Source organism: Psychrobacillus sp. NPDC096426 (assembly GCF_044762745.1).
In the GTDB taxonomy this organism is placed as follows: Bacteria; Bacillota; Bacilli; order Bacillales_A; family Planococcaceae; genus Psychrobacillus.
This window is the reverse complement of the sequence record NZ_JBIWEX010000003.1, coordinates 174,364-197,864: the sequence shown is the minus strand read 5'-3', so window position 1 is coordinate 197,864 and position 23,501 is coordinate 174,364. Positions and strand designations below refer to the sequence as shown.

At 37.6% G+C, this 23,501-nt stretch carries 23 protein-coding genes; all 23 read left to right on the top strand.

Features of this window, described 5'->3' with window-relative positions; genetic code table 11:
- Positions 1 to 41: 41 nt before the first annotated feature.
- Positions 42 to 557 (top strand): ribosome maturation factor RimM, encoded by a 516-nt coding sequence (gene rimM / locus ACIQYS_RS04365; protein ID WP_402975484.1) that lies wholly within the window; start codon positions 42 to 44, stop codon positions 555 to 557.
- Entirely contained in the window at positions 557 to 1,291 is a 735-nt protein-coding gene (gene trmD, locus ACIQYS_RS04360) for a tRNA (guanosine(37)-N1)-methyltransferase TrmD (protein ID WP_402975590.1), read from the top strand. The genes rimM and trmD overlap by 1 nt, the downstream gene beginning before the upstream one ends.
- 121 nt (positions 1,292 to 1,412) lie before the next feature.
- Positions 1,413 to 1,757, top strand: a complete 345-nt coding sequence (rplS, locus tag ACIQYS_RS04355; RefSeq protein ID WP_402975481.1) for a 50S ribosomal protein L19 — start codon at positions 1,413 to 1,415, stop codon at positions 1,755 to 1,757.
- Positions 1,758 to 2,024: 267 nt separating this feature from the next.
- Entirely contained in the window at positions 2,025 to 2,588 is a 564-nt protein-coding gene (gene lepB, locus ACIQYS_RS04350; protein ID WP_402975478.1) for a signal peptidase I, read from the top strand.
- Positions 2,589 to 2,603: 15 nt separating this feature from the next.
- Entirely contained in the window at positions 2,604 to 3,455 is an 852-nt protein-coding gene (gene ylqF, locus ACIQYS_RS04345; protein WP_402975475.1) for a ribosome biogenesis GTPase YlqF, read from the top strand.
- A gap of 552 nt (positions 3,456 to 4,007) precedes the next feature.
- A complete protein-coding gene (locus ACIQYS_RS04340; protein ID WP_402975587.1) occupies positions 4,008 to 4,775 on the top strand; it encodes a ribonuclease HII in 768 nt (255 codons plus the stop codon).
- 9 nt (positions 4,776 to 4,784) lie between these two features.
- The gene (locus ACIQYS_RS04335; RefSeq protein ID WP_402975472.1) at positions 4,785 to 6,632 is read left to right on the top strand and encodes a hypothetical protein; all 1,848 of its coding nucleotides are present in this window, start codon (positions 4,785 to 4,787) and stop codon (positions 6,630 to 6,632) included.
- A complete protein-coding gene (locus ACIQYS_RS04330; protein ID WP_402975469.1) occupies positions 6,629 to 6,922 on the top strand; it encodes an EscU/YscU/HrcU family type III secretion system export apparatus switch protein in 294 nt (97 codons plus the stop codon). Before ACIQYS_RS04335 ends, ACIQYS_RS04330 begins: the two co-directional genes overlap by 4 nt.
- Positions 6,923 to 7,053: 131 nt before the next feature.
- On the top strand, positions 7,054 to 8,214 hold the full coding sequence (gene sucC, locus ACIQYS_RS04325; protein ID WP_402975466.1) for an ADP-forming succinate--CoA ligase subunit beta: 1,161 nt from the start codon (positions 7,054 to 7,056) through the stop codon (positions 8,212 to 8,214).
- Positions 8,215 to 8,232: 18 nt separating this feature from the next.
- Complete coding sequence (gene sucD, locus ACIQYS_RS04320) at positions 8,233 to 9,135, top strand: succinate--CoA ligase subunit alpha (protein WP_402975464.1); 903 nt, start codon at positions 8,233 to 8,235, stop codon at positions 9,133 to 9,135.
- Between the two features lie 58 nt (positions 9,136 to 9,193).
- Positions 9,194 to 10,075, top strand: coding sequence for a DNA-processing protein DprA (gene dprA, locus ACIQYS_RS04315; RefSeq protein ID WP_402975461.1), 882 nt, complete (start codon positions 9,194 to 9,196; stop codon positions 10,073 to 10,075).
- Positions 10,076 to 10,197: 122 nt separating this feature from the next.
- A complete protein-coding gene (gene topA / locus ACIQYS_RS04310; RefSeq protein ID WP_402975458.1) occupies positions 10,198 to 12,273 on the top strand; it encodes a type I DNA topoisomerase in 2,076 nt (691 codons plus the stop codon).
- A 17-nt stretch (positions 12,274 to 12,290) separates the two neighbouring features.
- On the top strand, positions 12,291 to 13,601 hold the full coding sequence (gene trmFO, locus ACIQYS_RS04305; protein WP_402975455.1) for an FADH(2)-oxidizing methylenetetrahydrofolate--tRNA-(uracil(54)-C(5))-methyltransferase TrmFO: 1,311 nt from the start codon (positions 12,291 to 12,293) through the stop codon (positions 13,599 to 13,601).
- Positions 13,602 to 13,673: 72 nt separating this feature from the next.
- The gene (gene xerC / locus ACIQYS_RS04300) at positions 13,674 to 14,567 is read left to right on the top strand and encodes a tyrosine recombinase XerC (RefSeq protein ID WP_402975452.1); all 894 of its coding nucleotides are present in this window, start codon (positions 13,674 to 13,676) and stop codon (positions 14,565 to 14,567) included.
- 48 nt (positions 14,568 to 14,615) lie between these two features.
- Positions 14,616 to 15,164, top strand: coding sequence for an ATP-dependent protease subunit HslV (gene hslV / locus ACIQYS_RS04295; RefSeq protein ID WP_402975449.1), 549 nt, complete (start codon positions 14,616 to 14,618; stop codon positions 15,162 to 15,164).
- The gene (gene hslU, locus ACIQYS_RS04290) at positions 15,161 to 16,555 is read left to right on the top strand and encodes an ATP-dependent protease ATPase subunit HslU (protein ID WP_402975446.1); all 1,395 of its coding nucleotides are present in this window, start codon (positions 15,161 to 15,163) and stop codon (positions 16,553 to 16,555) included. The genes hslV and hslU overlap by 4 nt, the downstream gene beginning before the upstream one ends.
- 87 nt (positions 16,556 to 16,642) lie before the next feature.
- Positions 16,643 to 17,422 carry a GTP-sensing pleiotropic transcriptional regulator CodY gene (gene codY, locus ACIQYS_RS04285; RefSeq protein ID WP_402975443.1) on the top strand — a complete coding sequence of 260 codons (780 nt, stop codon included), beginning with the start codon at positions 16,643 to 16,645 and terminating at the stop codon, positions 17,420 to 17,422.
- Positions 17,423 to 18,761: 1,339 nt separating this feature from the next.
- Positions 18,762 to 19,157 carry a flagellar basal body rod protein FlgB gene (gene flgB, locus ACIQYS_RS04280; RefSeq protein ID WP_402975440.1) on the top strand — a complete coding sequence of 132 codons (396 nt, stop codon included), beginning with the start codon at positions 18,762 to 18,764 and terminating at the stop codon, positions 19,155 to 19,157.
- Positions 19,157 to 19,618 carry a flagellar basal body rod protein FlgC gene (flgC, locus tag ACIQYS_RS04275; protein ID WP_402975437.1) on the top strand — a complete coding sequence of 154 codons (462 nt, stop codon included), beginning with the start codon at positions 19,157 to 19,159 and terminating at the stop codon, positions 19,616 to 19,618. Before flgB ends, flgC begins: the two co-directional genes overlap by 1 nt.
- Before the next feature lie 23 nt (positions 19,619 to 19,641).
- Positions 19,642 to 19,947, top strand: a complete 306-nt coding sequence (gene fliE, locus ACIQYS_RS04270) for a flagellar hook-basal body complex protein FliE (protein WP_402975434.1) — start codon at positions 19,642 to 19,644, stop codon at positions 19,945 to 19,947.
- Between the two features lie 57 nt (positions 19,948 to 20,004).
- Complete coding sequence (gene fliF, locus ACIQYS_RS04265; protein WP_402975431.1) at positions 20,005 to 21,594, top strand: flagellar basal-body MS-ring/collar protein FliF; 1,590 nt, start codon at positions 20,005 to 20,007, stop codon at positions 21,592 to 21,594.
- Between the two features lie 128 nt (positions 21,595 to 21,722).
- Positions 21,723 to 22,736 (top strand): flagellar motor switch protein FliG, encoded by a 1,014-nt coding sequence (gene fliG / locus ACIQYS_RS04260; protein WP_402975428.1) that lies wholly within the window; start codon positions 21,723 to 21,725, stop codon positions 22,734 to 22,736.
- Entirely contained in the window at positions 22,720 to 23,499 is a 780-nt protein-coding gene (fliH, locus tag ACIQYS_RS04255; RefSeq protein WP_402975425.1) for a flagellar assembly protein FliH, read from the top strand. Before fliG ends, fliH begins: the two co-directional genes overlap by 17 nt.
- The last annotated feature ends 2 nt before the right edge of the window (positions 23,500 to 23,501 follow it).

The window sequence follows — 23,501 nt, the reverse complement described above, 5'->3', positions numbered from 1 at the left end:
CATAGGCGCTTGCGCTTTTCTAGATAGGAGGAATTTTTTTAATGGAATGGTTTAATGTCGGGAAAATTGTAAACACGCATGGTATTTGGGGAGAAGTTCGCGTTATTTCAACTACTGACTTTGCAGATGAACGCTATGAAGTAGGTAGCGAGCTTGGACTTTATAAAGCAGATGGATCTAAACCGATTATTGTCAAAGTGGCTAGTCATCGAAAGCATAAAAACTTTGATTTATTAACATTTGAGGGATATACATTATTAAAAGACGTAGAAGCTTTCCGTGATGCTGTATTAAAAGTATCAGAAAAATATCTTTCTGATTTAGAAGAGAATGAATTTTATTACCACGAAATTATTGGATGTTCTGTTGTATCTTTAGAAGGCGAAGATATAGGGACTGTTACGGAAATCATTCAAACAGGAGCAAATGACGTTTGGGCAGTGCAACCTGTAAAAGGAAAAACACATTATATCCCGTATATCGAGGACGTTGTTAAAACGGTCGATATTGCAAATAAAAAAATCACGATTGACGTGCTGGATGGTTTGTTATCATGATGAACATTCATATTCTTTCGCTTTTTCCAGAGATGTTTACGGGAGTTTTTAATTCCTCTATTTTGAAAAAAGCGCAGGAAAAAGAGGAAGTTGCGATTAACGTAGTAAACTTCCGAGACTTTTCTGGCAATAAACATCATCAAGTAGATGATTATCCATATGGCGGCGGTGCTGGTATGGTGTTGAAGCCAGAACCTATTTTTAATGCAGTAGAAGCGCTTATTACACAAAGGGAACACAAACGACGTATTATTCTTCTTTGCCCTCAAGGAGAGCGATTTACGCAACAAAAAGCAGAAGAACTTGCGAACGAAGAAGAACTCCTACTCATTTGCGGTCATTATGAAGGCTATGACGAACGCATTCGAGAACATTTGGTGACAGATGAGATTTCCATTGGCGATTTCGTTCTAACAGGTGGAGAGTTAGCAGCGATGACTGTTGTTGACAGCGTTGTGAGACTTTTGCCAAATGTACTAGGAAAAGCTGAATCACATGAACAAGATTCTTTTTCGACTGGATTGTTAGAGCATCCGCATTATACTCGTCCAGTAGAATTTCGTGGCTATAAAGTGCCAGATGTTTTATTGTCCGGTAATCATGCGGCCATTGATAAATGGAGAAGAGAGCAGTCGCTAAAACGAACGGTAGAAAGAAGACCCGATTTATTAGACCGTGTTGAATTAGAAGAAGCGGAAATACAATTTATTAATGAATTAAAAAGCAAATTATAATTGCATGTAACAAATAGTTATGATATATTCTATTATGTACTTTTATGTAAAGTATTGATTTTGGGTGTTCCGCTGCAACAGTTAATGTGTGTAAGAGCATTCTAGAGAAGGAGAGAAAATGATGCAAAACATTATTTCAGAAATCACAAAAGAACAATTACGCTCAGATCTTCCTACTTTCCGTCCTGGTGACACTGTTCGTGTACACGTTAAGGTAGTAGAGGGAACTCGCGAACGTATCCAAATGTACGAAGGTGTTGTAATTAAACGTCGTGGTGGCGGAATTAGCGAAACTTTCACAGTTCGTAAAATTTCTTCTGGCGTTGGTGTTGAACGTACATTCCCTGTACACACACCAAAAATTGCAAACTTAGAAGTTGTTCGTCGTGGTAAAGTTCGTCGTGCTAAATTGTACTACTTACGTGAACTACGTGGTAAAGCAGCTCGTATTAAAGAACGTCGCTAATAGTCTTAGAAAAGCGGAAGCGCCTGTCACAGCCCCGACAGGCAAATGGGGAATAGCGAGGAGGCAGTTCTTCAGCCACCACAGCTATTTCTCATTTGACCCCGAGGGGCTAGGCGCTGAAGTCTAGACAATAAAGTAAATGTTGTAGTGAAGGTGATGCCACTTTTGCTACAACATTTTTTCTTTTTAAAAGAAAAGTTGTCATTCCTTTTGCTTGAAACTAATTTTCCTTGTACAATATAGAGAGTGAATAAAGGAGGCAAATTGATGGAACAAGTAAAAAAGGAAAAGAATGAATTATGGGAGTGGTCGAAAGCCCTTTTAATCGCTTTTGGACTAGCAGCAATAATTCGTTTCTTTTTATTTACACCAATTGTAGTAGACGGAGAATCCATGATGCCTACTTTACATAATGGGGATCGTATGGTTGTTAACAAAATCGGATACATGGTTGGCAAACCAGATCGTTACGATATAGTAGTATTTCATGCACCAGAACAAAAGAATTATATTAAACGAGTAATTGGTCTACCTGGCGATCATGTAGAGTTTAAAAATGACCAATTATTGATTAATGGAAAAGCACTACCAGAACCGTATTTAGAACAGTATAAAAGTGAAATTAGTGAAGGAACACTGACGGAAGACTTCACATTAGAAGAGACTGCTGCACTAGTTAATGAAATCCCGGAAGGATACATATTCGTCATGGGAGATAATCGCAGATATAGTAAAGATAGTAGACATATTGGACTTGTTGCGATCGACGAGGTAATCGGAAATACGAACTTCGTGTTCTGGCCAATGGATGATATTGGTTTTGTAAAGTAAAGAGGGTGGAACGAAATGACGATTCAATGGTTTCCTGGTCATATGGCCAAAGCGAGAAGAGAAGTAACGGAAAACTTAAAACTAGTTGATATTATATTTGAGTTGATAGATGCGCGTTTGCCGTTATCTTCTAGAAATCCGATGATTGACGAAGTTGTTCATCAAAAAACAAGATTACTTATCTTAAACAAAATGGATATGGCGGATGAAGCGCAGACGAAAAAATGGATAGCTTATTTTGAGTCAAAAGGGCATCCTGCTGTTGCGATAAACTCTTTAGAAGGAAAAGGATTACAAACTGTTTTCAAAGCCGCTAAAGAGCTTTTAAAGCCGAAATGGGATCGTATGAAAGATCGAGGCATTAAACCTCGTGCCATTCGAGCAATGATTGTTGGAATTCCGAACGTAGGAAAATCTACACTCATAAACCGATTTGCGAAGAAAAATATTGCGAGAACCGGTAATACACCAGGTGTGACCAAAAGACAACAGTGGATCAAAGTAGAAAAGGAAATAGAACTACTCGATACACCGGGTATTCTATGGCCAAGGTTTGAAGATCAGCAAGTTGGATATAAGTTGGCGCTTACTGGTGCGATAAAAGATGCAGTGATCAATATGGAAGACCTAGCTGTTTATGGGCTTCGTTTTCTACAAGAGCATTATCCAAAGCGTATGGAAGAACGTTATCAGCTAACAGAGGTTAGTGAGGATTTAGTGGAAACGTTCGACCATATTGGAAAGTTACGAAGATGTTATGCAGGTGGAGGAGAAATTGATTACGATCAAGTCGCGGAGCTAATTGTTCGAGATGTCCGTAATCTACATCTTGGTAAGTTGACTTTTGATTTTGTTGATGAATATTAATGTGAAAATATACCCTTTTTGCCATATGGTAAAGAGGGTTTTCTCGTTCATTCGAACATAGTAAAATTTATGATAAGGGGATAGTTTAGAAATAGTGCGTCGTAAAAAAAGCGCTGTTTAGTGCCCGCAGGGATTTCCGCTGCAGGGCGGACGCTTTCCGCCGGGTGAGCGATGAACCATCACCGACGCTACGCGTACGTTGTGATGTTTCATCTGTCTCGCTGATCCGGCTGGAGTCGCCGCCCTTCCGCTCCAATCCACGAAAATTACTAACTAATCAGTTCTGAATTTTACAGTATATGGTAGAATGAGACAAAATCCACTGCGAACGCGACAAACTAGCCTTTGAACACGACAAAGACTACCCCGAGCACGACAAAAAGACCGCTCAACACGACAAACTCAAAGATCCTATCCTTACGACACATTATCTCTACAATATGAATTATAGATTCATATAGTTAGAAAAAAAATGAAAGTATGCAAGCGCTTTTTAATTATACAGAAAAATGACCGATACAGAATAATAAGCAAGAGAAAGTAGATGTGAAAATGTTAAGTTTGAAAGAAATAAAAGAAAAACTAGAAGTAGCAACTGGTTCAGAAACTTGGATACAAGAATTAGAAAATGACACTAGAATTGGTGCACAAAAACTATTGAAAAGTTGGAACAGAAAACAGCAAATGATATTAGTGGAAAAACAAGCACATGAAGCGAAAGTATTATTCGATCGAAGTTATTGTGCAAACGAAAATGAGCTTGTGGCTGGAGTCGATGAAGCGGGAAGAGGACCTTTAGCGGGACCTGTAGTGACAGCGGCAGTCATATTAAATAATGATGCAGAAGATCTAATTGGCTTAAACGATTCCAAGCAGCTTTCAAAGGAAAAGCGAAATGAACTAGCTATAAAAATTAAAAACAATGCGATAAGCTATTTCATTCATTTTCAGACCGTCGAAAAAATTGATGAGCTAAATATTTACGAAGCAACAAAGCAATCTATGACAGAATCGGTTTTACAATTACATAAACGACCTTCCATTGTGCTAGTAGATGCGATGAAGTTACCGATTGATATACAAACGCACTCTATTATAAAAGGGGATGCACAAAGCTTAGTAATTGCCGCGGCATCGATACTTGCTAAAACAGCTCGCGATGAATACATGGATCAATTACACGAAAAATATCCACAGTATTTATTCAATAAACATGCTGGATACGGGACAAAAGAGCATGTTGAACGGATAGAGAAATACGGACCTACTGAACATCATCGAAAAACGTTTGAACCGATTAAGTCCATTTTAAAAAAATGAGGTGAATATATGACTTCTACATCTTTTTCATCTATTGTAGCACAGTCATCTAAAGTTGTTACAACTAGTAAACAAATGCCGATGAAAGAAGGACAAGTAGTACACGGAGTGATAAAAAAACTATATCCTAACCAAACCGCAGAAGTGCAAATAGGCAATCAGAAAGTCATCGCAAAACTGGAAACACCTTTAAAAGCGGGAGACGCACACTTTTTTCAAGTAACGAATGCGTCTCCAGAAATTCAATTAAAAGTAGTGACTGGTCCATTAACAGGCGGCAATACTTTCGCACAACAAGCGACCCAATTAATACAGGCTATGAATTTGACGAGAACGAGTGAAATGCAAGCAGTTATCCAGTTTTTCTTAAAAGAACAATTACCCATTTCGAAAGATATACTAGTACAAGCAGAGCAGCTGCTAAAACAGTTGCCACCAGGAGTCTCGCTAAAAGTGGGGTTAGAGGCTATTCAAAAAATGACAGAGTTACAGTTGCCTCTCACACAAAACCTTTTGGAAGCAGTCATAAGCGGGAAATCCACGGATGGCTTGCAGTCATCAATAAATAATTTTAAATTAGTATTACAACAAGATTCGACTATTTCGCAAACTTTAAAAAATGATGTGCTGCAAAACTTACAAAAAATTGCAGAGCCTTTTCGTTTACCAGCTGCAGGTGCGGTTTTGGGAAAGCAAATAGAGATACTTCAAAATCAGCAAACAAGTGTTTCGACAAGATTACCTATTTTGCAAGCATTAAAAGAAGTGGCAGTATTACCAGCAGCGGCCTCTTTATCGACCCCTACACCTCTAGTTAGTCAGCAGTCGTTACTTAATTCAGCGGGTCAATGGATGGCACAATTGGCACAAGCTGCTCCAATTGAAAAAGGGGTAATAGTGGAACAATTGAGTAACTGGATAAATGCACAACCATTATTGACAGTAGGGCAAAAAGAACAAGTGTTGCCTTTGTTAAAAGAAAATAGTCAACTCCAACCAATCCATAATGCGCTTGTTAAAATATTTGCAGAACAAAGTCAACAGGCCATTTTCAGGGAAGATACAAATCGTTTAACCGCTAAAGAGCATTTAGTGACACTACTTGGAAAAGGACAAACAGTAGAAAGTATTAGCCAAGTATTACAACAAGTAATTACAACAGTAAAAAGTAGCCCTAATAGTTTAAACTCGCAGTTAATCACTCAGTCAGAGCAGTCTGTATTAAACCAATTGGATGGAAAAGCGTTTGAACATGCGATGAAAGAAGTATTAAAATCACTAGGATTTAGTTATGAAGCAAAACTAGGAAATAACACGGAAGAAATAAGAAATATTGCGCTCCAGTTAAAGCCTCAATTAGTCGAACTGATACAACATCACAGTATTTCTGCATCACTAAGAGATAGTGCAGAGGGGTTACTTGGACGAATGAATGGTTTGCAAATTTTGTCGGGTGAAAACGGACCTCAACATCAACTGCTTATGCAAGTGCCGCTAGAATTTCTAGGGAAGAAAATGGATGCGACGCTTGAGTGGAAAGGTCGGATGAAAGAAGACGGTAAAATAGATTCCGATTTTGCGAGAATTATGTTTTATTTAAATTTAGAGACGCTAGATGAAACAATAGTGGATATGCAAGTGCAAAATAGAATAGTAACAATCACTGTGTACAACGATGACGCGCAATTGCAGCAGATCGCCAATGCATTTAAAACGACTCTAAAAGATGGGTTAATAGCAGTTGGATACACATTATCTGGTTTATTTGTGAAAACATTTGAAGAACAAAAACTTGCATCAAATTTCCAGTCAAAAGTAGCTTCGAAGGAATCGCAAGGAGTGGATATACGCATATGACAGAAGAGAAACAAGTCCGAAAAGAAGCGATTGCACTAACGTATAAACCTGGTGTTGTGGATGCGCCGACTGTAGTTGCAAAAGGAAAAGGAAAAATTGCCGAAAATATATTAGCAAAAGCAAAAGAACATGATGTACCTATTCAACAAGATGCAAGTTTAGTAGGACTTCTTGGTCAGCTTGATATTAATCAGTCCATCCCGGAGGAGTTATATCAAGCGGTGGCAGAGGTGTTTGCTTTTATTTATAAAGTTGATCAGGAAAAAGGAAAAAGCAATCTACCATTCTAATTCTTCCGTTATGAAATTGGAATATTCGATAAATTATATAAATACTAGACTTTTGTGGACAAGTTGTGACAGTTTTAATACAATGAAAAGGTAGTATATTACTTGACACAAGTTTGATTGGAGGATGCAAGATGAATATCCATGAATATCAAGGGAAACAACTCCTCAGACAATATGGCGTAGCAGTTTCAAACGGAATTGTTGCTTTTTCACCTGAAGAGGCAGTAAAAGCGGCAAAAGAGTTAGGCTCAAGCGTTATTGTTGTGAAAGCTCAAATCCACGCAGGTGGTCGTGGTAAAGCTGGTGGAGTAAAAATCGCAAAAAATTTAGATGAAGTACGTGAATACGCGAAGGAACTTTTAGGGAAAGTGTTAGTAACACACCAAACAGGTCCGGAAGGTAAAGAAATTAAACGTTTACTAATCGAAGAAGGTAGCGATATTAAGAAGGAGTATTATGTAGGTTTAGTACTAGACCGTGCAACTTCTCGTGTAACATTGATGGGCTCTGAAGAGGGCGGTATGGATATCGAGGAAGTAGCTGCAAATACACCGGAAAAGCTTTTCTATGAAGAGATTGACCCTGTTGTAGGTTTAACAGGTTTCCAAGCTCGTCGCATGGCTTTTAATATGAATATTCCAGCAAAACTTGTTAATAAAGCAGCTAAATTTATGCTTGGCTTATACCAAGTGTATAAAGAAAAAGATGCTTCAATCGTTGAGATCAACCCGTTAGTAGTAACTGCGGATGACAATGTATTAGCGCTTGATGCAAAATTCAACTTCGATGCAAACGCTTTATATCGCCATAGCGATATTTTAGAAATGCGTGATTTTGATGAAGAAGATGCAAAAGAAATCGAAGCTTCTAAATATGACTTAAGCTATATTTCATTAGATGGAAATATTGGTTGTATGGTTAATGGAGCAGGTCTTGCAATGGCTACGATGGATACGATCAGCTATTACGGCGGTTCACCCGCAAACTTCCTGGACGTTGGGGGCGGTGCTACAGCTGAAAAAGTTACAGAAGCATTCAAAATCATCCTTTCTGATGCAAACGTAAAAGGTATTTTCGTAAATATCTTCGGTGGTATTATGAAATGTGACGTTATCGCAGAAGGTGTTATTATTGCTGCGAAAGAAGTAGGACTTTCTGTGCCATTAGTAGTTCGTTTAGAAGGTACAAATGTCGATTTAGGTAAAAAATTATTAAATGAATCCGGCTTAAATATAATCGCTGCTGACTCAATGGCAGACGGTGCTCAAAAAATCGTTAATCTTGTAGGATAAGAAAGGCAGGGACATATTGTGGGCGTATATATTAATAAAGATACGAAAGTAATCGTTCAAGGAATTACGGGCTCAACTGCTCTTTTCCATACAAAACAAATGCTTGAATACGGTACGAAAATCGTTGCTGGGGTTACACCTGGTAAAGGTGGTACAGAAGTAGAAGGCGTTCCAGTTTTCAATACAGTAGAAGATGCTGTAAAAGCTACTGGTGCGAACGTTTCCGTAATTTATGTACCAGCTCCATTTGCTGCTGATGCGATTATGGAGGCGGTAGATGCCGATCTAGATATGACAATCTGTATTACAGAACATATCCCAGTGCTTGACATGGTAAACGTAAAACGTTATATGGAAGGCAAGAAAACTCGTCTAGTAGGACCAAACTGCCCAGGTGTTATTACGGCAGACGAATGTAAAATCGGTATTATGCCAGGATATATTCATACAAAAGGTCATGTAGGCGTTGTATCACGTTCTGGTACATTAACGTATGAAGCAGTTCATCAGTTAACACAAGCTGGTATCGGTCAAACAACAGCTGTAGGTATTGGTGGAGATCCTGTAAACGGAACAAACTTTATCGATGCATTAACTGCATTCAATGAAGATGAAGAAACGTATGCAGTTGTAATGATTGGTGAGATCGGTGGTACTGCAGAAGAAGAAGCAGCAGCATGGATTAAAGCAAACATGAAAAAACCAGTTGTAGGATTTATTGGTGGTCAAACAGCTCCTGAAGGAAAACGTATGGGACATGCTGGAGCAATTATCTCTGGTGGCCAAGGTACTGCAGAAGGAAAAATCCAAGCGATGAAAGATGCAGGAATGAAAGTTGCTGCAACTCCATCTGTAATTGGTGAAACTTTAATAGAAGCAATAAAAGAAGCAGGACTTTACGACGCTTGTAAAACACATTAATATTAGTAGTACGGTGCATCGAATGATGCTACCGTACTATTTTTATAGGAGGGCAGAAATGAGAGATGAAACATTCATTAAACGATTTTTAGCTTTGCATTATGTATTTCCAGTTCCTTTAAACAAGCTAAATCCTCTACTTGAGTATGACCCACAATTAACTCAATTAGACAAAATGGAGACTCAAAAGCTTGCAAATATTTGTAGAATTTCGCAAAAACGCGCGATAAATTTACAACAAATGTACCAAAAAATTGTCGAAATCCCACTTCTACAAATGTATGAAAAACATACCATATCCCCCATTATTTACACTAATCCCATTTACCCATCGAATCTATTAAACTTGTATGATCCGCCAGCAGTATTATATGTAAAAGGTGATGTAAATTTACTGCAAAATGATAAGAAACTTGCAATTATTGGTTCAAGAGAAGCGTCCGAATACTCTAAAAGTAGTATTGAAAAAATTTTACCTCCATTAATAGAAAAAAACTATGTCATCGTTAGTGGACTAGCGAAAGGTGCCGATACATTAGCACATGAAATTACGATGCGATATGGTGGAAAAACAATTGCTGTATTAGGTACTGGATTTTTTCATATGTATCCAAAACAAAACGTAGACCTAGCGCATAAAATGTCGATAAATCAGTTATTAGTAACAGAATATCCTCCGTATATAACACCAAAAAAGTGGAATTTTCCTATGCGAAATCGAATCATTAGTGGATTGTCACAAGGTGTCGTTATTACAGAAGCAAAAGCAAAAAGTGGTACAGTTTCGACAATGGAACATGCACTTGAAAACGGAAAAGAAATATTTGCGATTCCAGGGTCTATCTTTTCCCCCCTTTCTGCAGGCCCGCATCTCCTTATACTAGAAGGCGCGAAGCCTGTTTGGGATGGACATCAAATACTAGAAGAATTACTAAAATAACAAACGAATAAAATAATTTAAAAATGAAAAGTCTTGCATTTATTAAGAAACTGTTATACATTTTGCAACAGGTATTTGTTTTGTAGAATAAAGCGAGTTACCTTCTATAAGGAGGCACATTTATGTCGGATTATTTAGTTATAGTAGAATCGCCAGCAAAAGCAAAAACGATTGAGCGATACCTTGGAAAAAAATATAAAGTAAAAGCATCAGTCGGTCATGTACGCGATTTACCTAGAAGTCAAATGGGTGTCGATGTGGAAAATGACTATGAGCCAAAATATATTACGATACGTGGAAAAGGTCCCATATTACAAGATTTAAAAAAAGCGGCAAAAAAAGCGAAGAAAGTATATCTCGCAGCTGACCCCGACAGAGAAGGGGAAGCGATTGCATGGCATTTAGCTAACTCATTAAATGTTGATATTGAATCTGATTGTCGTGTTGTATTTAATGAAATTACAAAAGATGCCATTCTAGAATCTTTTAAGCATCCTAGACCGATTAATATGGATTTAGTAGATGCACAGCAAGCAAGAAGAATTTTGGATCGCCTCGTAGGTTACAATATTAGCCCTATACTATGGAAGAAAGTCAAAAAAGGTCTTTCGGCAGGCCGTGTTCAATCCGTTGCACTTCGTTTGATCATTGACCGCGAAAACGAAATTAATAATTTTGTCCCTGAGGAGTACTGGACGATTGAAGGGCAATTCGAAAAAGATAAGAAAGCATTTGATGCACTTTATTACGGTACGGAAAAAGAAAAAGTAAAGCTGTCAAATGAGCAAGAAGTAAAAGCAATTTTAAATGTGATGAAGGGCAAAAAATTCGAAGTAACGAACGTAGTGAAAAAAGAGCGCAAAAGAAATCCCGCGCCTTCTTTTACGACTTCATCCCTTCAACAAGAAGCGGCTCGCAAGCTCAACTTTAGAGCTAGAAAAACGATGATGCTTGCGCAACAATTATACGAAGGTATTGATCTTGGTAAAAAAGAAGGTACTGTCGGTCTAATTACTTACATGCGAACAGACTCTACGCGAATTTCGGAAACTGCAAAAGCAGATGCACAAGAATTCATAACACAAGAATACGGTTCAGAGTTTATTGCAACGAAAAAAGCAGAAAAACAGTCAAAAAAAGCACAAGATGCCCATGAAGCAGTACGTCCTACAAGTGTTTTAAGAACACCAAATGAGTTGAAGGCAATTTTGTCTCGTGACTTATTTCGTTTGTACAAGTTAATATGGGAACGATTTATCGCCAGTCAAATGGCTCCTGCCATTTTAGATACAGTTGCAGTAGATTTGAAAAACGGGGAAGCTGTATTTCGTGCAAATGGTTCGCAAATAAAATTCCCTGGTTTTATGAAAGTGTATGTAGAAGGATCAGATGATCAAACAGATGATAAAGACAAACTTTTACCTGTGTTAGCGGTCGGAGATAAAGTAAGTGCTTTATCCATTGAACCGAAGCAGCATTTTACGCAACCGCCTCCAAGATATTCGGAAGCAAGACTCGTAAAAACACTAGAAGAGCTAGGGATAGGTAGACCATCCACTTACGCACCGACGCTCGATACGATTCAAAAAAGAGGGTATGTTGCATTAGAAACGAAACGTTTCGTGCCTACTGAACTTGGAATGATTGTCCATCAACTCGTATTAGAATTTTTTCCGAACATTTTGGATATTGAATTTACTGTTCAAATGGAACAAGATTTAGATAGTGTCGAAGAAGGACAAGTGAAATGGGTAGAAGTAATTGATGGTTTCTACCAAGACTTTGCGAAACACGTGGAGCATGCAGATGCTGAAATGGAAAAAATCGTCATAAAAGATGAACCTACTGGAGAGGACTGTGAAAATTGTGGTTCTCCCATGGTATATAAATTAGGACGCTATGGTAAATTTATGGCTTGTAGCAATTTTCCGGATTGTAGAAATACAAAAGCGATTATTAAGGAAATTGGCGTGCCATGTCCATCTTGTAAAAAAGGGCAGATTGTCGAACGAAAAAGTAAAACAAAACGATTGTTTTACGGCTGTGACCAATACCCAACATGTGATTTTGTTTCGTGGGACAAGCCTATCAATCGACCATGTCCTAAATGTAATGCTATGCTAGTAGAGAAGAAATTGAAAAAAGGTATACAAATACAATGCGTTTCTTGCGACTATAAAGAAGATCCGCAGAGTTAAAGAAAGAAGGATACGACATGACTGAAATTGTAAACGTTATTGGTGGAGGACTTGCAGGAAGTGAAGCAGCTTGGCAAATTGCAAAAAGAGGCGTGAAAGTGCGTCTTTATGAAATGCGCCCTGTAAAACAAACACCAGCTCATCATACAGATAAATTTGCGGAGCTAGTATGTTCCAATTCCCTTCGAGCAAATAATTTAACGAATGCTGTAGGCGTTATTAAAGAAGAAATGCGTATGTTAGATTCCCTTATTATTGAGTCCGCTGATAATAGTAGTGTACCAGCTGGTGGTGCACTTGCAGTTGATCGACATGATTTTGCTGGAAGAGTGACAGAGGCTATTCGCAATCATCCATTGATTGAAGTTGTGAGTGGAGAAGTAACGGAAATCCCAGAAGGTATTACGGTTATCGCAACAGGGCCTTTAACTTCTCCAGCACTTGCAGAAAAAGTTCAAAAAATGACAGGTCAAGAATACTTATACTTCTACGATGCTGCTGCTCCAATTGTGGAAAAAGACAGTATCGATATGGACAAAGTATATTTGAAATCCCGTTATGATAAAGGGGAAGCGGCTTATTTAAACTGTCCGATGACAGAAGAAGAGTTCAATCGCTTCTATGATGCATTAGTAGCAGCAGAAGTAGTGCCTTTAAAAGAATTTGAGAAAGAAATTTATTTTGAAGGCTGTATGCCAGTAGAAGTAATGGCGGAGCGTGGTCGCAAAACATTGTTATTCGGACCGATGAAGCCAGTAGGTCTAGAAGATCCGAAAACGGGCAAACGTCCATATGCGGTTGTACAACTTAGACAAGATGATGCAGCTGGAACACTTTATAATATCGTAGGATTCCAAACGCATTTAAAATGGGGTCCACAAAAAGAAGTGTTGAAGTTAATACCTGGTCTTGAAAATGTGGAAATCGTTCGATATGGTGTAATGCATCGTAATACGTTCATCAATTCGCCATATGTGTTACAACCGACGTATCAATTAAAAGCAAATCAAAACATTTTCTTTGCTGGACAAATGACGGGTGTAGAAGGATATGTAGAATCAGCTGGTAGTGGGCTACTCGCAGGTATTAATGCGGCGAAACTTGCAAAAGGGGAAGAGTTAGTCGTATTCCCAAGTGAAACAGCACTTGGTAGTATGGCGCGATATATAACTGAAGCAGACCCAAAGAACTTCCAACCTATGAATATAAACTTTGGCTTATTCCCAGAATTACAGCCTAAAGTGAGAGATAAAAAGGCAAGAACAGAACAATTAGCGAACAGAGCGCTAACGACAATTCGAAATTTTATGAAAAATACAGCAATATAATTGCTTTAAGCCTCTTAAAAGTTGTATACTTTTAGAGGCTTTTACTATGGAAATGTAATGGAGTTGTTTTGCATGATTGAATCTGATAAATTACATGCTTTCATCGCGTATATTCAATTAGAAAAAAATTATTCAAATCTAACTGTTCGCGAATATGAAAACGATATAAAACAATTTATCCAGTTTCTAGAGATAGAAGGAGTAAATAATTTAAATGATGTAGAGTATGTCCATGCAAGATTGTATGTTACGAACTTATATGAGGAGCAACTTGCAAGAACTTCTATTTCTCGGAAGATATCTTCCATACGCTCTTACTATAAATTTTTGCATAGAGAATACAATATTCGAGATGATGCTTTCCAATCATTATACCATCCGAAGAAAGAAACGAGGCTGCCACATTTCTTTTATGAAGAAGAAATGGCGAAATTATTTGAAGCGAATAAGGCGACCGATCCATTATCCGTTCGTAATATAGCGATACTTGAATTATTATATGCAACTGGAATACGTGTAAGTGAACTTATATCAATCGAATTACGTCATATAGATAGTAATTACGGGGTCGTTCGTGTCTTAGGAAAAGGTAGAAAAGAGCGATATGTACCTGTAGGCGACTTTGCACTTTCTGCGGTAGAAGAATATGTGTTGAATAGTCGGCCCAAACTGATGAAGCGCTCTTCCCATCCTTTTTTATTCGTGAATAACAGGGGAGAACATTTAACGACAGAAGGAGTACGGTATATTTTAAATGGAATGATGGAAAAAGCATCTATGCATTCAACGATTTATCCTCATATGCTACGCCATACTTTTGCCACGCATTTATTAAACAATGGGGCGGATTTAAGAAGCGTTCAAGAGCTATTAGGTCACTCGCATCTATCTTCTACTCAAGTATACACCCATGTAACGAAAGAACATTTACGAAAAACGTATATGAATGCTCATCCTCGAGCATAGCATTCAATAACAATAAAGTGAATTTGATCTATTGGAGGTAATGGTAAAATGTCTAGTATTCATGCAACAACGATTTTTGCGGTTAGTCATAACGGTACTCATGCTATGGCAGGAGATGGGCAAGTTACATTAGGCAATCAAGTCGTGATGAAACATACAGCGAAAAAAGTAAGAAGATTATTTAACGGTCAAGTTGTAGCAGGATTTGCTGGTTCCGTAGCAGATGCATTTACATTATTTGAAATGTTTGAAGGGAAACTAATGGAGTATAATGGAAACCTTCAACGTGCAGCTGTTGAGCTTGCCAAACAATGGCGAGGAGACAAAATGCTACGACAACTAGAGGCAATGCTCTTAGTAATGGATAGCAAAAATCTATTATTAGTCTCTGGTACTGGGGAAGTAATTGAACCAGACGATGGAATTCTTGCGATTGGATCTGGTGGGAATTACGCACTTGCCGCTGGGAGAGCATTAAAACAGTATGCTGGAGATAAAATGTCTGCAAAAGAAATTGCGGTTGCGTCTTTAACTACTGCTGCTGATATTTGCGTATTTACGAATCATCAAATTATTGTGGAGGTATTAGGTGAATGAAAGAAACTAACTTAACCCCAAAACAAATTACAGAGCATTTAAATAACTTTATCGTTGGTCAGGAAACGGCTAAAAAAGCTGTGGCAGTTGCACTTCGAAATCGATATCGAAGACAATTACTAAACGAAGAGATGAAGAATGAAGTAATACCGAAAAATATCTTAATGATTGGACCTACTGGTGTAGGGAAAACGGAAATTGCTAGAAGAATTGCAAAACTGACAAAGGCGCCTTTTGTAAAAGTGGAAGCAACTAAGTTTACAGAAGTCGGGTATGTCGGTAGAGATGTGGAATCGATGGTAAGAGATCTAGTTGAAGCAGCCATTCGAATTGTAAAAGAAGAAAAAATGGAAGAAGTTAAGGATCAAGCCATTCGTTTGGCAAACGATGCAATTGTTAAGTTATTAGTTCCATCATTGAAGAAAAAGAATGCCAATCAAAATCCGTTTGAAGCTCTTTTTGGTGGAAAAGCCGAAGATGAAAATTCTGATATAGAAGATACAGATATACGTTTAAAACGCTCCCAAATTGCCGAAGATTTAAGAGACGGTAAACTCGAGGATGAAATTGTAACAGTCGAAGTAACGGAAGCAGCACCATCGATTTTTGACGCGTTGCAAGGCGGCGGAATGGAAAGCATGGGTATGAATATGCAAGACGCGTTTTCTAGTTTAATGCCAAAGAAAAAGAAGAAAAGAAAAATGAAAGTGAAAGATGCGCGGAAAGTTTTAGTTCATGAAGAAGCGGGTAAGTTAATAGACAATGATGAAATTGCCCAAATTGCAATCGAAAAAACAGAACAATCCGGGATAATCTTTATCGATGAGATGGATAAGATTGCGAGTAGGAGTGGAAGTAATTCTTCTGTGGATGTTTCAAGGGAGGGTGTTCAACGAGATATTTTACCGATTGTGGAAGGTTCTACTGTTACGACTAAATATGGAGCAGTTAAAACAGATTATATTTTGTTTATTGCTGCAGGAGCTTTTCATATGTCGAAACCATCGGATCTCATTCCGGAATTGCAGGGTCGTTTTCCGATTCGTGTAGAACTGGAAAAGCTAACGAAAGATGATTTTGTTCGAATTTTAAAAGAGCCTCAACATTCTCTAGTGAAGCAATACGAAGCTTTACTTCAAACAGAAGGAGTAACGATAACATTTTCAGACGAATCAATCGAACGAATTGGGGAAATCGCTTATGAAGTCAACCAAGAAACTGATAATATTGGAGCTAGAAGACTTCATACCATTCTGGAGAAAATTTTAGAAGAACTTTCTTATGAAGCTTCTGACATTTCACCAGCCCATATTCAAATCACACCAACTTATATCGATCAAAAACTTGACAATATTGTGAAAAACAAAGATTTATCTCAGTTTATACTGTAGAATGGAATACTGGGTGTTTTCAAAAAATAATTGAAAAGCTTTAGAATATAAAAAATAAATAATGGAACTACAATGGAGGATACAAAAATGAATTTATTAGACAAAACAAGAAAGATTAACTCGATGCTACAAGCATCTGCTGGTAAACCAGTTAACTTTAAAGAAATGGCAGCAACATTAAGTGAAGTAATCGAATGTAATGCATTCATCGTAAGCAGAAAAGGTAAATTACTTGGATTTGAAGTACACCAACAAATTGAAAACGAACGTATTATAAAAATGATGGAAGAGCGTCAATTTCCGGAAGAATATACAAAAAATTTGTTTACAGTAACTGAGACTTCACCTAACTTAGATGTGTACAGTAAACATTCTGTATTTCCTGAGGAAAACCGTGAGTTATTTAATGAAGGCTTAACAACAATCGTCCCAATTATTGGCGGAGGCGAGCGTTTAGGTACGTTGATTCTAGGTCGTTTGAAACAAGAATTCCATGATGATGATCTAATCCTTGGTGAATATGGTGCGACTGTAGTTGGTATGGAAATCCTTCGTGAAAAATCGGAAGAAATTGAAGAAGAAGCACGTAGTAAAGCAGTCGTTCAAATGGCGATTAATTCATTATCTTACAGTGAATTAGAAGCGATTGAGCATATTTTTGAAGAACTAGATGGCAATGAAGGATTACTTGTTGCTTCTAAAATTGCGGATCGTGTAGGAATCACTCGTTCTGTAATTGTAAACGCACTACGTAAACTAGAAAGTGCTGGAGTAATTGAATCAAGATCATTAGGAATGAAAGGAACTTATATTAAAGTTCTAAACGACAAATTCCTTGCTGAATTAGCTCAGTTGAAAATGAAATAATACGTAAAATAAAATTAGCCTCTTCTACTTAATGGTAGAAGAGGTTTTTTGTGGGGCAAAAATTTTGTAAATTTAGCGAAATCCCACAGTATTGCTACAAGTAGTATTTAATAAAAATGACCTTATATTATTTGCACACTGCCCTTCGCTTTTTAGGAATAATGCGTCTTAGCAAGTTGAATCAAGTGTCCGCAAGGATTTTCGCTACAGGGCGGACGCTTTTTTTAGCGGGGTGAGCGATGAGCGATGAACCTTCACCGACGCTACGCGTGCGCTGTGAAGGTTCATCTGTCTCAACAGAAGAACGAAGGCTAAGTGTGCCACATCGTGTGGCAACGCCTTCATGACCAACATCCTGTTGGCCTCCGCTGGAGTCGCCGCCCTTCCGCAAGGATCAGAGGAGCTTGCTGACTAATTAGATTATCGCTTTATAAACCAAAAGTTTTATTAGAATCGAAGAGGGAAATCCATTATTAGTAAGTATCTCGTAGAAATTTATCCAGTTAATGGATAAGAGCAACCAATTTATGTACGGAAGCAATTATTTCTCAAATCCAAGAGTTTGCTTAATAGGAGACGACCATTAATTTTATAAAAATATACATTATTTGGCTATTTGTAACATAGTGAGGTTTATGTTCTCTGTTTAACAATTTTTTTCATATAGTGATAGCTGCCACTTTTGCCTTCGTGCAGCGGTTTAAATATTTTTTTGGTTTGTCTAGCTAAACGCTAATTAGCTAGCATATTTCATTGATGCAGCGTAAGGCGGCGACTCCAGCCGGATGAGCGAGAAAGATAAGCCATCACAACGTACGCGTAAGCGGCGGTGTTGGCTTATCGCTCACCCGGCGGAAAGCGTCGTCCGCCTGCAGCGAAAATCCAAGCGGTAACTTCCTTAAAATGCATTATTCCTATTTAATGAATTAAAGCTCAGTAACAGGCTCGATACAAAACACAAATCATAGTTTTTTTAATAGTAAATTGTTAAATGCGAAAAAAGGTATTTCTTGTCGAAGAAGCGACTAATAAATGTCGGAAAGCAATTAGGTGGATAAAAAGTCATACTAGTGACGCTTTTTAGATATTTCTAACATTAAGTTTTTGTGAAACTTGATGTTTTTTGATTGATTTTTAGAGGCAATGTATGCAAAAATTAACAATTGTATAGAACAGACAATAAAAAGTCGAATATTAGCGAAAAAAAGGAAAAAGGACCTATTAAATCAACTTAAATTGAATAGACACATTGTAACGTTTTCATTACAATTAGATTATTATGATTTTCGTAGATTCTTATTATAAAGAAAAGTCGAAAAAGCAAAATGAGGTGAAATAGTTGGATTTATTTGGTGGAACAATTTCAAATCTGGAAAGAGGATTAGGTTTCTCTGCGGCGAAACAAAAAACAATTGCGCAAAATATAGCGAATGTTGACACACCGAATTACAAAGCGAGAACTGTTAGCTTTAACGAATTTTTATCGAAAGCAAAAAATAGTACTATATCAGCTAATCGAACAGAACAGAAACATATGAATTTTAGCGCGCAAACTAGTGCTTCTGGATTATTCGACTATAATAATTACCGTTACAGCAATAATGGAAATGGAGTTGACATGGATAAAGAGCAAGCAAATCTTGCGACCAATCAGCTTTACTACAATGCGCTTGTCGACCGTGTTAGTGGGAAACTGAATACACTTCAAACGGTTATTAAAGGAGGAAGCAGATAATGTCGATTTTTCATGGGATGAATACCACGGCTTCCGCTTTAACTGCTCAACGTCTTCGGATGGATGTTATTTCTTCTAATATGGCAAATGTCGACACGACACGTGCTAAATTGGTCGATGGGGAGTGGCAAGCTTATAGAAGAAAAACAGTCACATTACAACCAATAGAAGGGAAATTTTCGAATTTCTTAAATGTAGCAATGGGAACAGCTAATAAAGATAGTCTAGGACATGGAGTAAAAGTAACTAAAATAAACGAAGATACAGAAACTCCATTCAAATTAGTGTATGACCCTACGCATATAGATGCGAATGAGGAAGGGTATGTAGAAATGCCTAATGTTGACCCTTTAAAAGAAATGGTTGACTTAATATCAGCTACACGCTCTTATGAAGCGAATGTCACAGTTTTTAATGCAAACAAAGCGATGTTATCTAAAGCATTAGAAATTGGAAAATAAGAAGAAAGAAGGTTTGAGCTAAAATGGCAATTGAATCTGTTTCGTTATTTAACCCTTCCCAAATAAATCCTGCCTCTACAACTTCCAAAGTGAGTTCCGCAGAAGCACAAGAAAAATTTGGTGATTTTTTGAAAGGCGCGATTGACTCTGTAAATGCAAATCAAAAAGCATCTGATGTTGCTACAGAAAAATTAATTCGTGGAGAAAATATAGAATTGCACGATGTGATGATTGCTTCACAAAAAGCGAGTATTACATTGAACGCAACTTTAGAAATTCGAAACAAAGTAATTGAAGCGTATCAAGAAATCATGCGAATGCCAGTTTAAACTCTCGGTTATCGCTAAATATCGAGCAAAAATATTCACCATAACCGGAGGATAATAATGAATGAACGTATAAAAAAAATCACAAATGATATAAGCCTATTTTGGAAAAGTAGAACGAAAGCACAAAAAGGGACAATAATAGGTAGTGGTGTTGCCGTTATATTACTAGCCGCTCTACTTACCTACTTCTTAACCAAAACAGAATTTGTTCCTCTATACTCGGATGTTTCTCCTTCTGAAATAGGACGTATTAAAGAAACATTAGATGCACAAGGAGTACCGAATGAGATTGCCGCTGGTGGGACATCGATTTCCGTTCCCGCAGATCAAGTAGATGCACTATTAGTACAACTAGCGGCAGAAGGGTTTCCACAGTCAGGAATGATTGACTATAGCTTCTTTTCTCAAAATGCTGGTTTCGGAATGACAGACAACGAATTTAACGTTTTAAAATTAGCTTCAATGCAAACGGAATTAGCTAATCTGATTAAAGGTGTAAAGGGAATAAAAGACGCTAAAGTAATGATTACATTACCAGAAGAAAGCGTGTTTTTATCACAAAGCAATGGAACGGCTAGTGCTGCAATTATATTAAATACAGAACCAGGATATCAGTTTACGGAATCTCAAATTACGTCTTTATACAACTTAGTATCTAAATCCGTTCCAAACTTATCTACTGAAGATATTACAATTCGAAATCAGTATTTAGAATATTTTGATATGGCACAGGCGACTACCGGTATGGGCGGAACAAGCGTAACTGATCAAATGACGATTAAAAAGACCATTGAACGCGACCTACAAAGACAAGTACAAACGATGTTAGGCACTCTAATGGGGCAAGACAAAGTAGTTGTTTCGGTTACAACGGATATCGATTTCCAACAAGAAAATAGAGAAGAAAATTTAGTGCTTCCTGTTGATGAAGAAAATATGGCTGGAATCGAGATTAGTGCACAGCGTATTTCAGAGACGTTCACAGGAAATAACCCTATTGCAGGGGGAACACCTCAAGCAGAAGATGCGACGGATAACTTTACGAACTATGTAGAAGGTTCTACAGCAAACGGTGATTATGAAAGAACCGAAGATATGATTAATAGTGAAGTGAATCGAATTCGAAAAGAAATTGTCGAAAGCCCTTATAAAATTAGAGATATCGGAATTCAAGTAATGGTAGAACCACCAAATCCTGAAGATATTGCATCGATGCCTACTGGCGTCCAAGGGGATATCGAACAAATCCTTGCAACAATTATTCGAACTTCTATTGATAAAGATGAAGTAGGAGTACTAACGGAACAACAACTTCAAGAAAAAATTGTAGTGTCTGTACAACAATTTAATGGTAAATCTGTAGCGAATGTAGAAACTACTGCTACTATTCCTTGGTGGGTGTACGTAGTAGGAGGTATTTTACTAGTTGCGATTATCCTTCTTGTAATTTTCATTTTACGATCTAGAAGAAATGACGAAGAAGAACAAGTTATTCTCGAAGAACAAAGAGAAGTATTGAAAATCGATGACATTAATGATGAAAAAGAAACAGAAGCTAGCTTAAGACGAAAACAACTTGAAAAAATGGCAAAAGACAAGCCAGAAGATTTCGCGAAATTGTTACGTACTTGGATTGCCGAAGATTGACTATATTCTACAGAATAAAGTTAAAGCCTCCGGCGGATGTCACAGATTTTGAAGGGAGTTAAATGCGCTCGCGGAATTCAAAATCTGGACGCAATTACGCCGAGGCGTAATTGATTGGGGAGACTGCTATGAATAAAAAAGAAAAAGAACTAAGTGGTAAACAAAAAGCCGCACTCTTATTGATTTCTCTTGGACCTGAAGTGTCAGCTTCCATTTATAAACATTTAAATGAAGAAGAAATCGAGCGTTTAACATTAGAAATATCTAGCGTTAAAAAAGTAGAGCCGGATATTAAAGAAGATATTATTGAAGAATTTCACAATATTGCCCTTGCGCAAGATTATATTTCGCAAGGCGGTATCGGGTATGCCAAGACGGTTCTTGAAAAAGCACTTGGTTCAGATCATGCCCAAGCGATTATTAATCGTTTAACATCTTCCTTACAAGTGCGACCTTTTGATTTTGCAAGACGAGCCGAGCCGACACAATTATTTAATTTCATTCAAAATGAGCATCCACAAACAATTGCGCTGATCTTATCTTATTTAGAAGCACAGCAAGCTGGGATTATTCTTTCTTCATTGCCACAAGAAATGCAGGCAGATATTGCAAAACGAATCGCGACGATGGATTCTACATCACCTGAAGTAATAAGTGAAATTGAATCGGTGTTAGAACGAAAACTTTCTTCCACTGTTACCCAGGACTATACCGAAACTGGTGGAGTCGATGCGGTAGTCGAAGTACTGAACGGTGTCGATCGTACAACCGAAAAAACAATTTTAGACGCTTTAGAAATTCAAGATCCGGAACTTGCAGAAGAGATCAAGAAACGAATGTTTGTATTCGAGGACATTGTTACATTGGACAACCGATCGATTCAACGGGTTATTCGCGATTGTGAAAACGAAGATTTACTTCTTTCTATGAAAGTATCGAGTGAAGAAGTTAAAGATGTTATTTTCCGGAATATGTCCACACGCATGGCAGAATCCTTTAAAGAAGAAATGGAATTTATGGGGCCGGTTCGTTTACGAGATGTGGAAGAAGCACAATCTCGTATCGTAACAGTTATTCGAAGATTAGAAGATGCGGGCGAAATCATTATTGCACGTGGTGGAGGAGATGACATTATTGTCTAGAATTTTCCGAAGCGTACAAGTAAGTGAAAACAGCGAAAAATTAAAGTCAATTGAAATAAGAAATCTTCATGTACAAGAAGAAATAGATACCGAGCAACCTCTTACTTTAGAAATCCTATTAAGAGAAAGAGAAAAGATGGTGCAAGAAGTAGAGCAAGAAATTGCGCAAAAAAAAGCTACATTGGCAAGTGAAATAGAAGAAGCCTATCAATCGATTGAACACGAACGAAAAGCATGGGATGAACAGAAACTGGCATTTCAACAACAAGCATATGACGAAGGTTTTACCCAAGGAATAGAGGAAGGGCGTCAAAAAGCCCTTTCCGATATGCAACATTCTATACAAATTGCAAATGAAACGATGCAAATAGCTCATGAAAATGCAGCAAATTATTTGCAACAGCAAGAACAAGTAATATTGGAACTTGGTCTGCGAACAGCTGAGCGAATAATAAGTACCAAATTAGAAGAAGACACTGAATTGTTTTTATCTATCGTGAAAAGAGGATTAAAAGAAGCAAGAGAGATGAAAGAAATTAAGCTCTATGTATCATCAACTTATTTTGCTTTAGTATCAAGCAATCGGGAAGAGCTTGCCTCTTTGTTTCCAGTAGATGTGCCTTTTATGATATTCGTGGACGAAGAAATGGCTGCTACGGATTGTTTTATCGAAACAAATCATGGAAGAATTGTCGTCAGTATCGATGAACAACTACAGGAGTTAAGACAAAAACTAGTAGACATGCTAGAGAGCTTGGAGTGAAT

What these genes read in the sequence shown, in the direction of transcription:
- rimM (WP_402975484.1), top strand. Translation starts at nt 42, where the DNA reads ATGGAATGGTTTAATGTCGGGAAAATTGTAAACACGCATGGTATTTGG.
- trmD (WP_402975590.1), top strand. Translation starts at nt 557, where the DNA reads ATGAACATTCATATTCTTTCGCTTTTTCCAGAGATGTTTACGGGAGTT.
- rplS (WP_402975481.1), top strand. Translation starts at nt 1,413, where the DNA reads ATGCAAAACATTATTTCAGAAATCACAAAAGAACAATTACGCTCAGAT.
- lepB (WP_402975478.1), top strand. Translation starts at nt 2,025, where the DNA reads ATGGAACAAGTAAAAAAGGAAAAGAATGAATTATGGGAGTGGTCGAAA.
- ylqF (WP_402975475.1), top strand. Translation starts at nt 2,604, where the DNA reads ATGACGATTCAATGGTTTCCTGGTCATATGGCCAAAGCGAGAAGAGAA.
- ACIQYS_RS04340 (WP_402975587.1), top strand. Translation starts at nt 4,008, where the DNA reads ATGTTAAGTTTGAAAGAAATAAAAGAAAAACTAGAAGTAGCAACTGGT.
- ACIQYS_RS04335 (WP_402975472.1), top strand. Translation starts at nt 4,785, where the DNA reads ATGACTTCTACATCTTTTTCATCTATTGTAGCACAGTCATCTAAAGTT.
- ACIQYS_RS04330 (WP_402975469.1), top strand. Translation starts at nt 6,629, where the DNA reads ATGACAGAAGAGAAACAAGTCCGAAAAGAAGCGATTGCACTAACGTAT.
- sucC (WP_402975466.1), top strand. Translation starts at nt 7,054, where the DNA reads ATGAATATCCATGAATATCAAGGGAAACAACTCCTCAGACAATATGGC.
- dprA (WP_402975461.1), top strand. Translation starts at nt 9,194, where the DNA reads ATGAGAGATGAAACATTCATTAAACGATTTTTAGCTTTGCATTATGTA.
- topA (WP_402975458.1), top strand. Translation starts at nt 10,198, where the DNA reads ATGTCGGATTATTTAGTTATAGTAGAATCGCCAGCAAAAGCAAAAACG.
- trmFO (WP_402975455.1), top strand. Translation starts at nt 12,291, where the DNA reads ATGACTGAAATTGTAAACGTTATTGGTGGAGGACTTGCAGGAAGTGAA.
- xerC (WP_402975452.1), top strand. Translation starts at nt 13,674, where the DNA reads ATGATTGAATCTGATAAATTACATGCTTTCATCGCGTATATTCAATTA.
- hslV (WP_402975449.1), top strand. Translation starts at nt 14,616, where the DNA reads ATGTCTAGTATTCATGCAACAACGATTTTTGCGGTTAGTCATAACGGT.
- hslU (WP_402975446.1), top strand. Translation starts at nt 15,161, where the DNA reads ATGAAAGAAACTAACTTAACCCCAAAACAAATTACAGAGCATTTAAAT.
- codY (WP_402975443.1), top strand. Translation starts at nt 16,643, where the DNA reads ATGAATTTATTAGACAAAACAAGAAAGATTAACTCGATGCTACAAGCA.
- flgC (WP_402975437.1), top strand. Translation starts at nt 19,157, where the DNA reads ATGTCGATTTTTCATGGGATGAATACCACGGCTTCCGCTTTAACTGCT.
- fliE (WP_402975434.1), top strand. Translation starts at nt 19,642, where the DNA reads ATGGCAATTGAATCTGTTTCGTTATTTAACCCTTCCCAAATAAATCCT.
- fliF (WP_402975431.1), top strand. Translation starts at nt 20,005, where the DNA reads ATGAATGAACGTATAAAAAAAATCACAAATGATATAAGCCTATTTTGG.
- fliG (WP_402975428.1), top strand. Translation starts at nt 21,723, where the DNA reads ATGAATAAAAAAGAAAAAGAACTAAGTGGTAAACAAAAAGCCGCACTC.
- fliH (WP_402975425.1), top strand. Translation starts at nt 22,720, where the DNA reads ATGACATTATTGTCTAGAATTTTCCGAAGCGTACAAGTAAGTGAAAAC.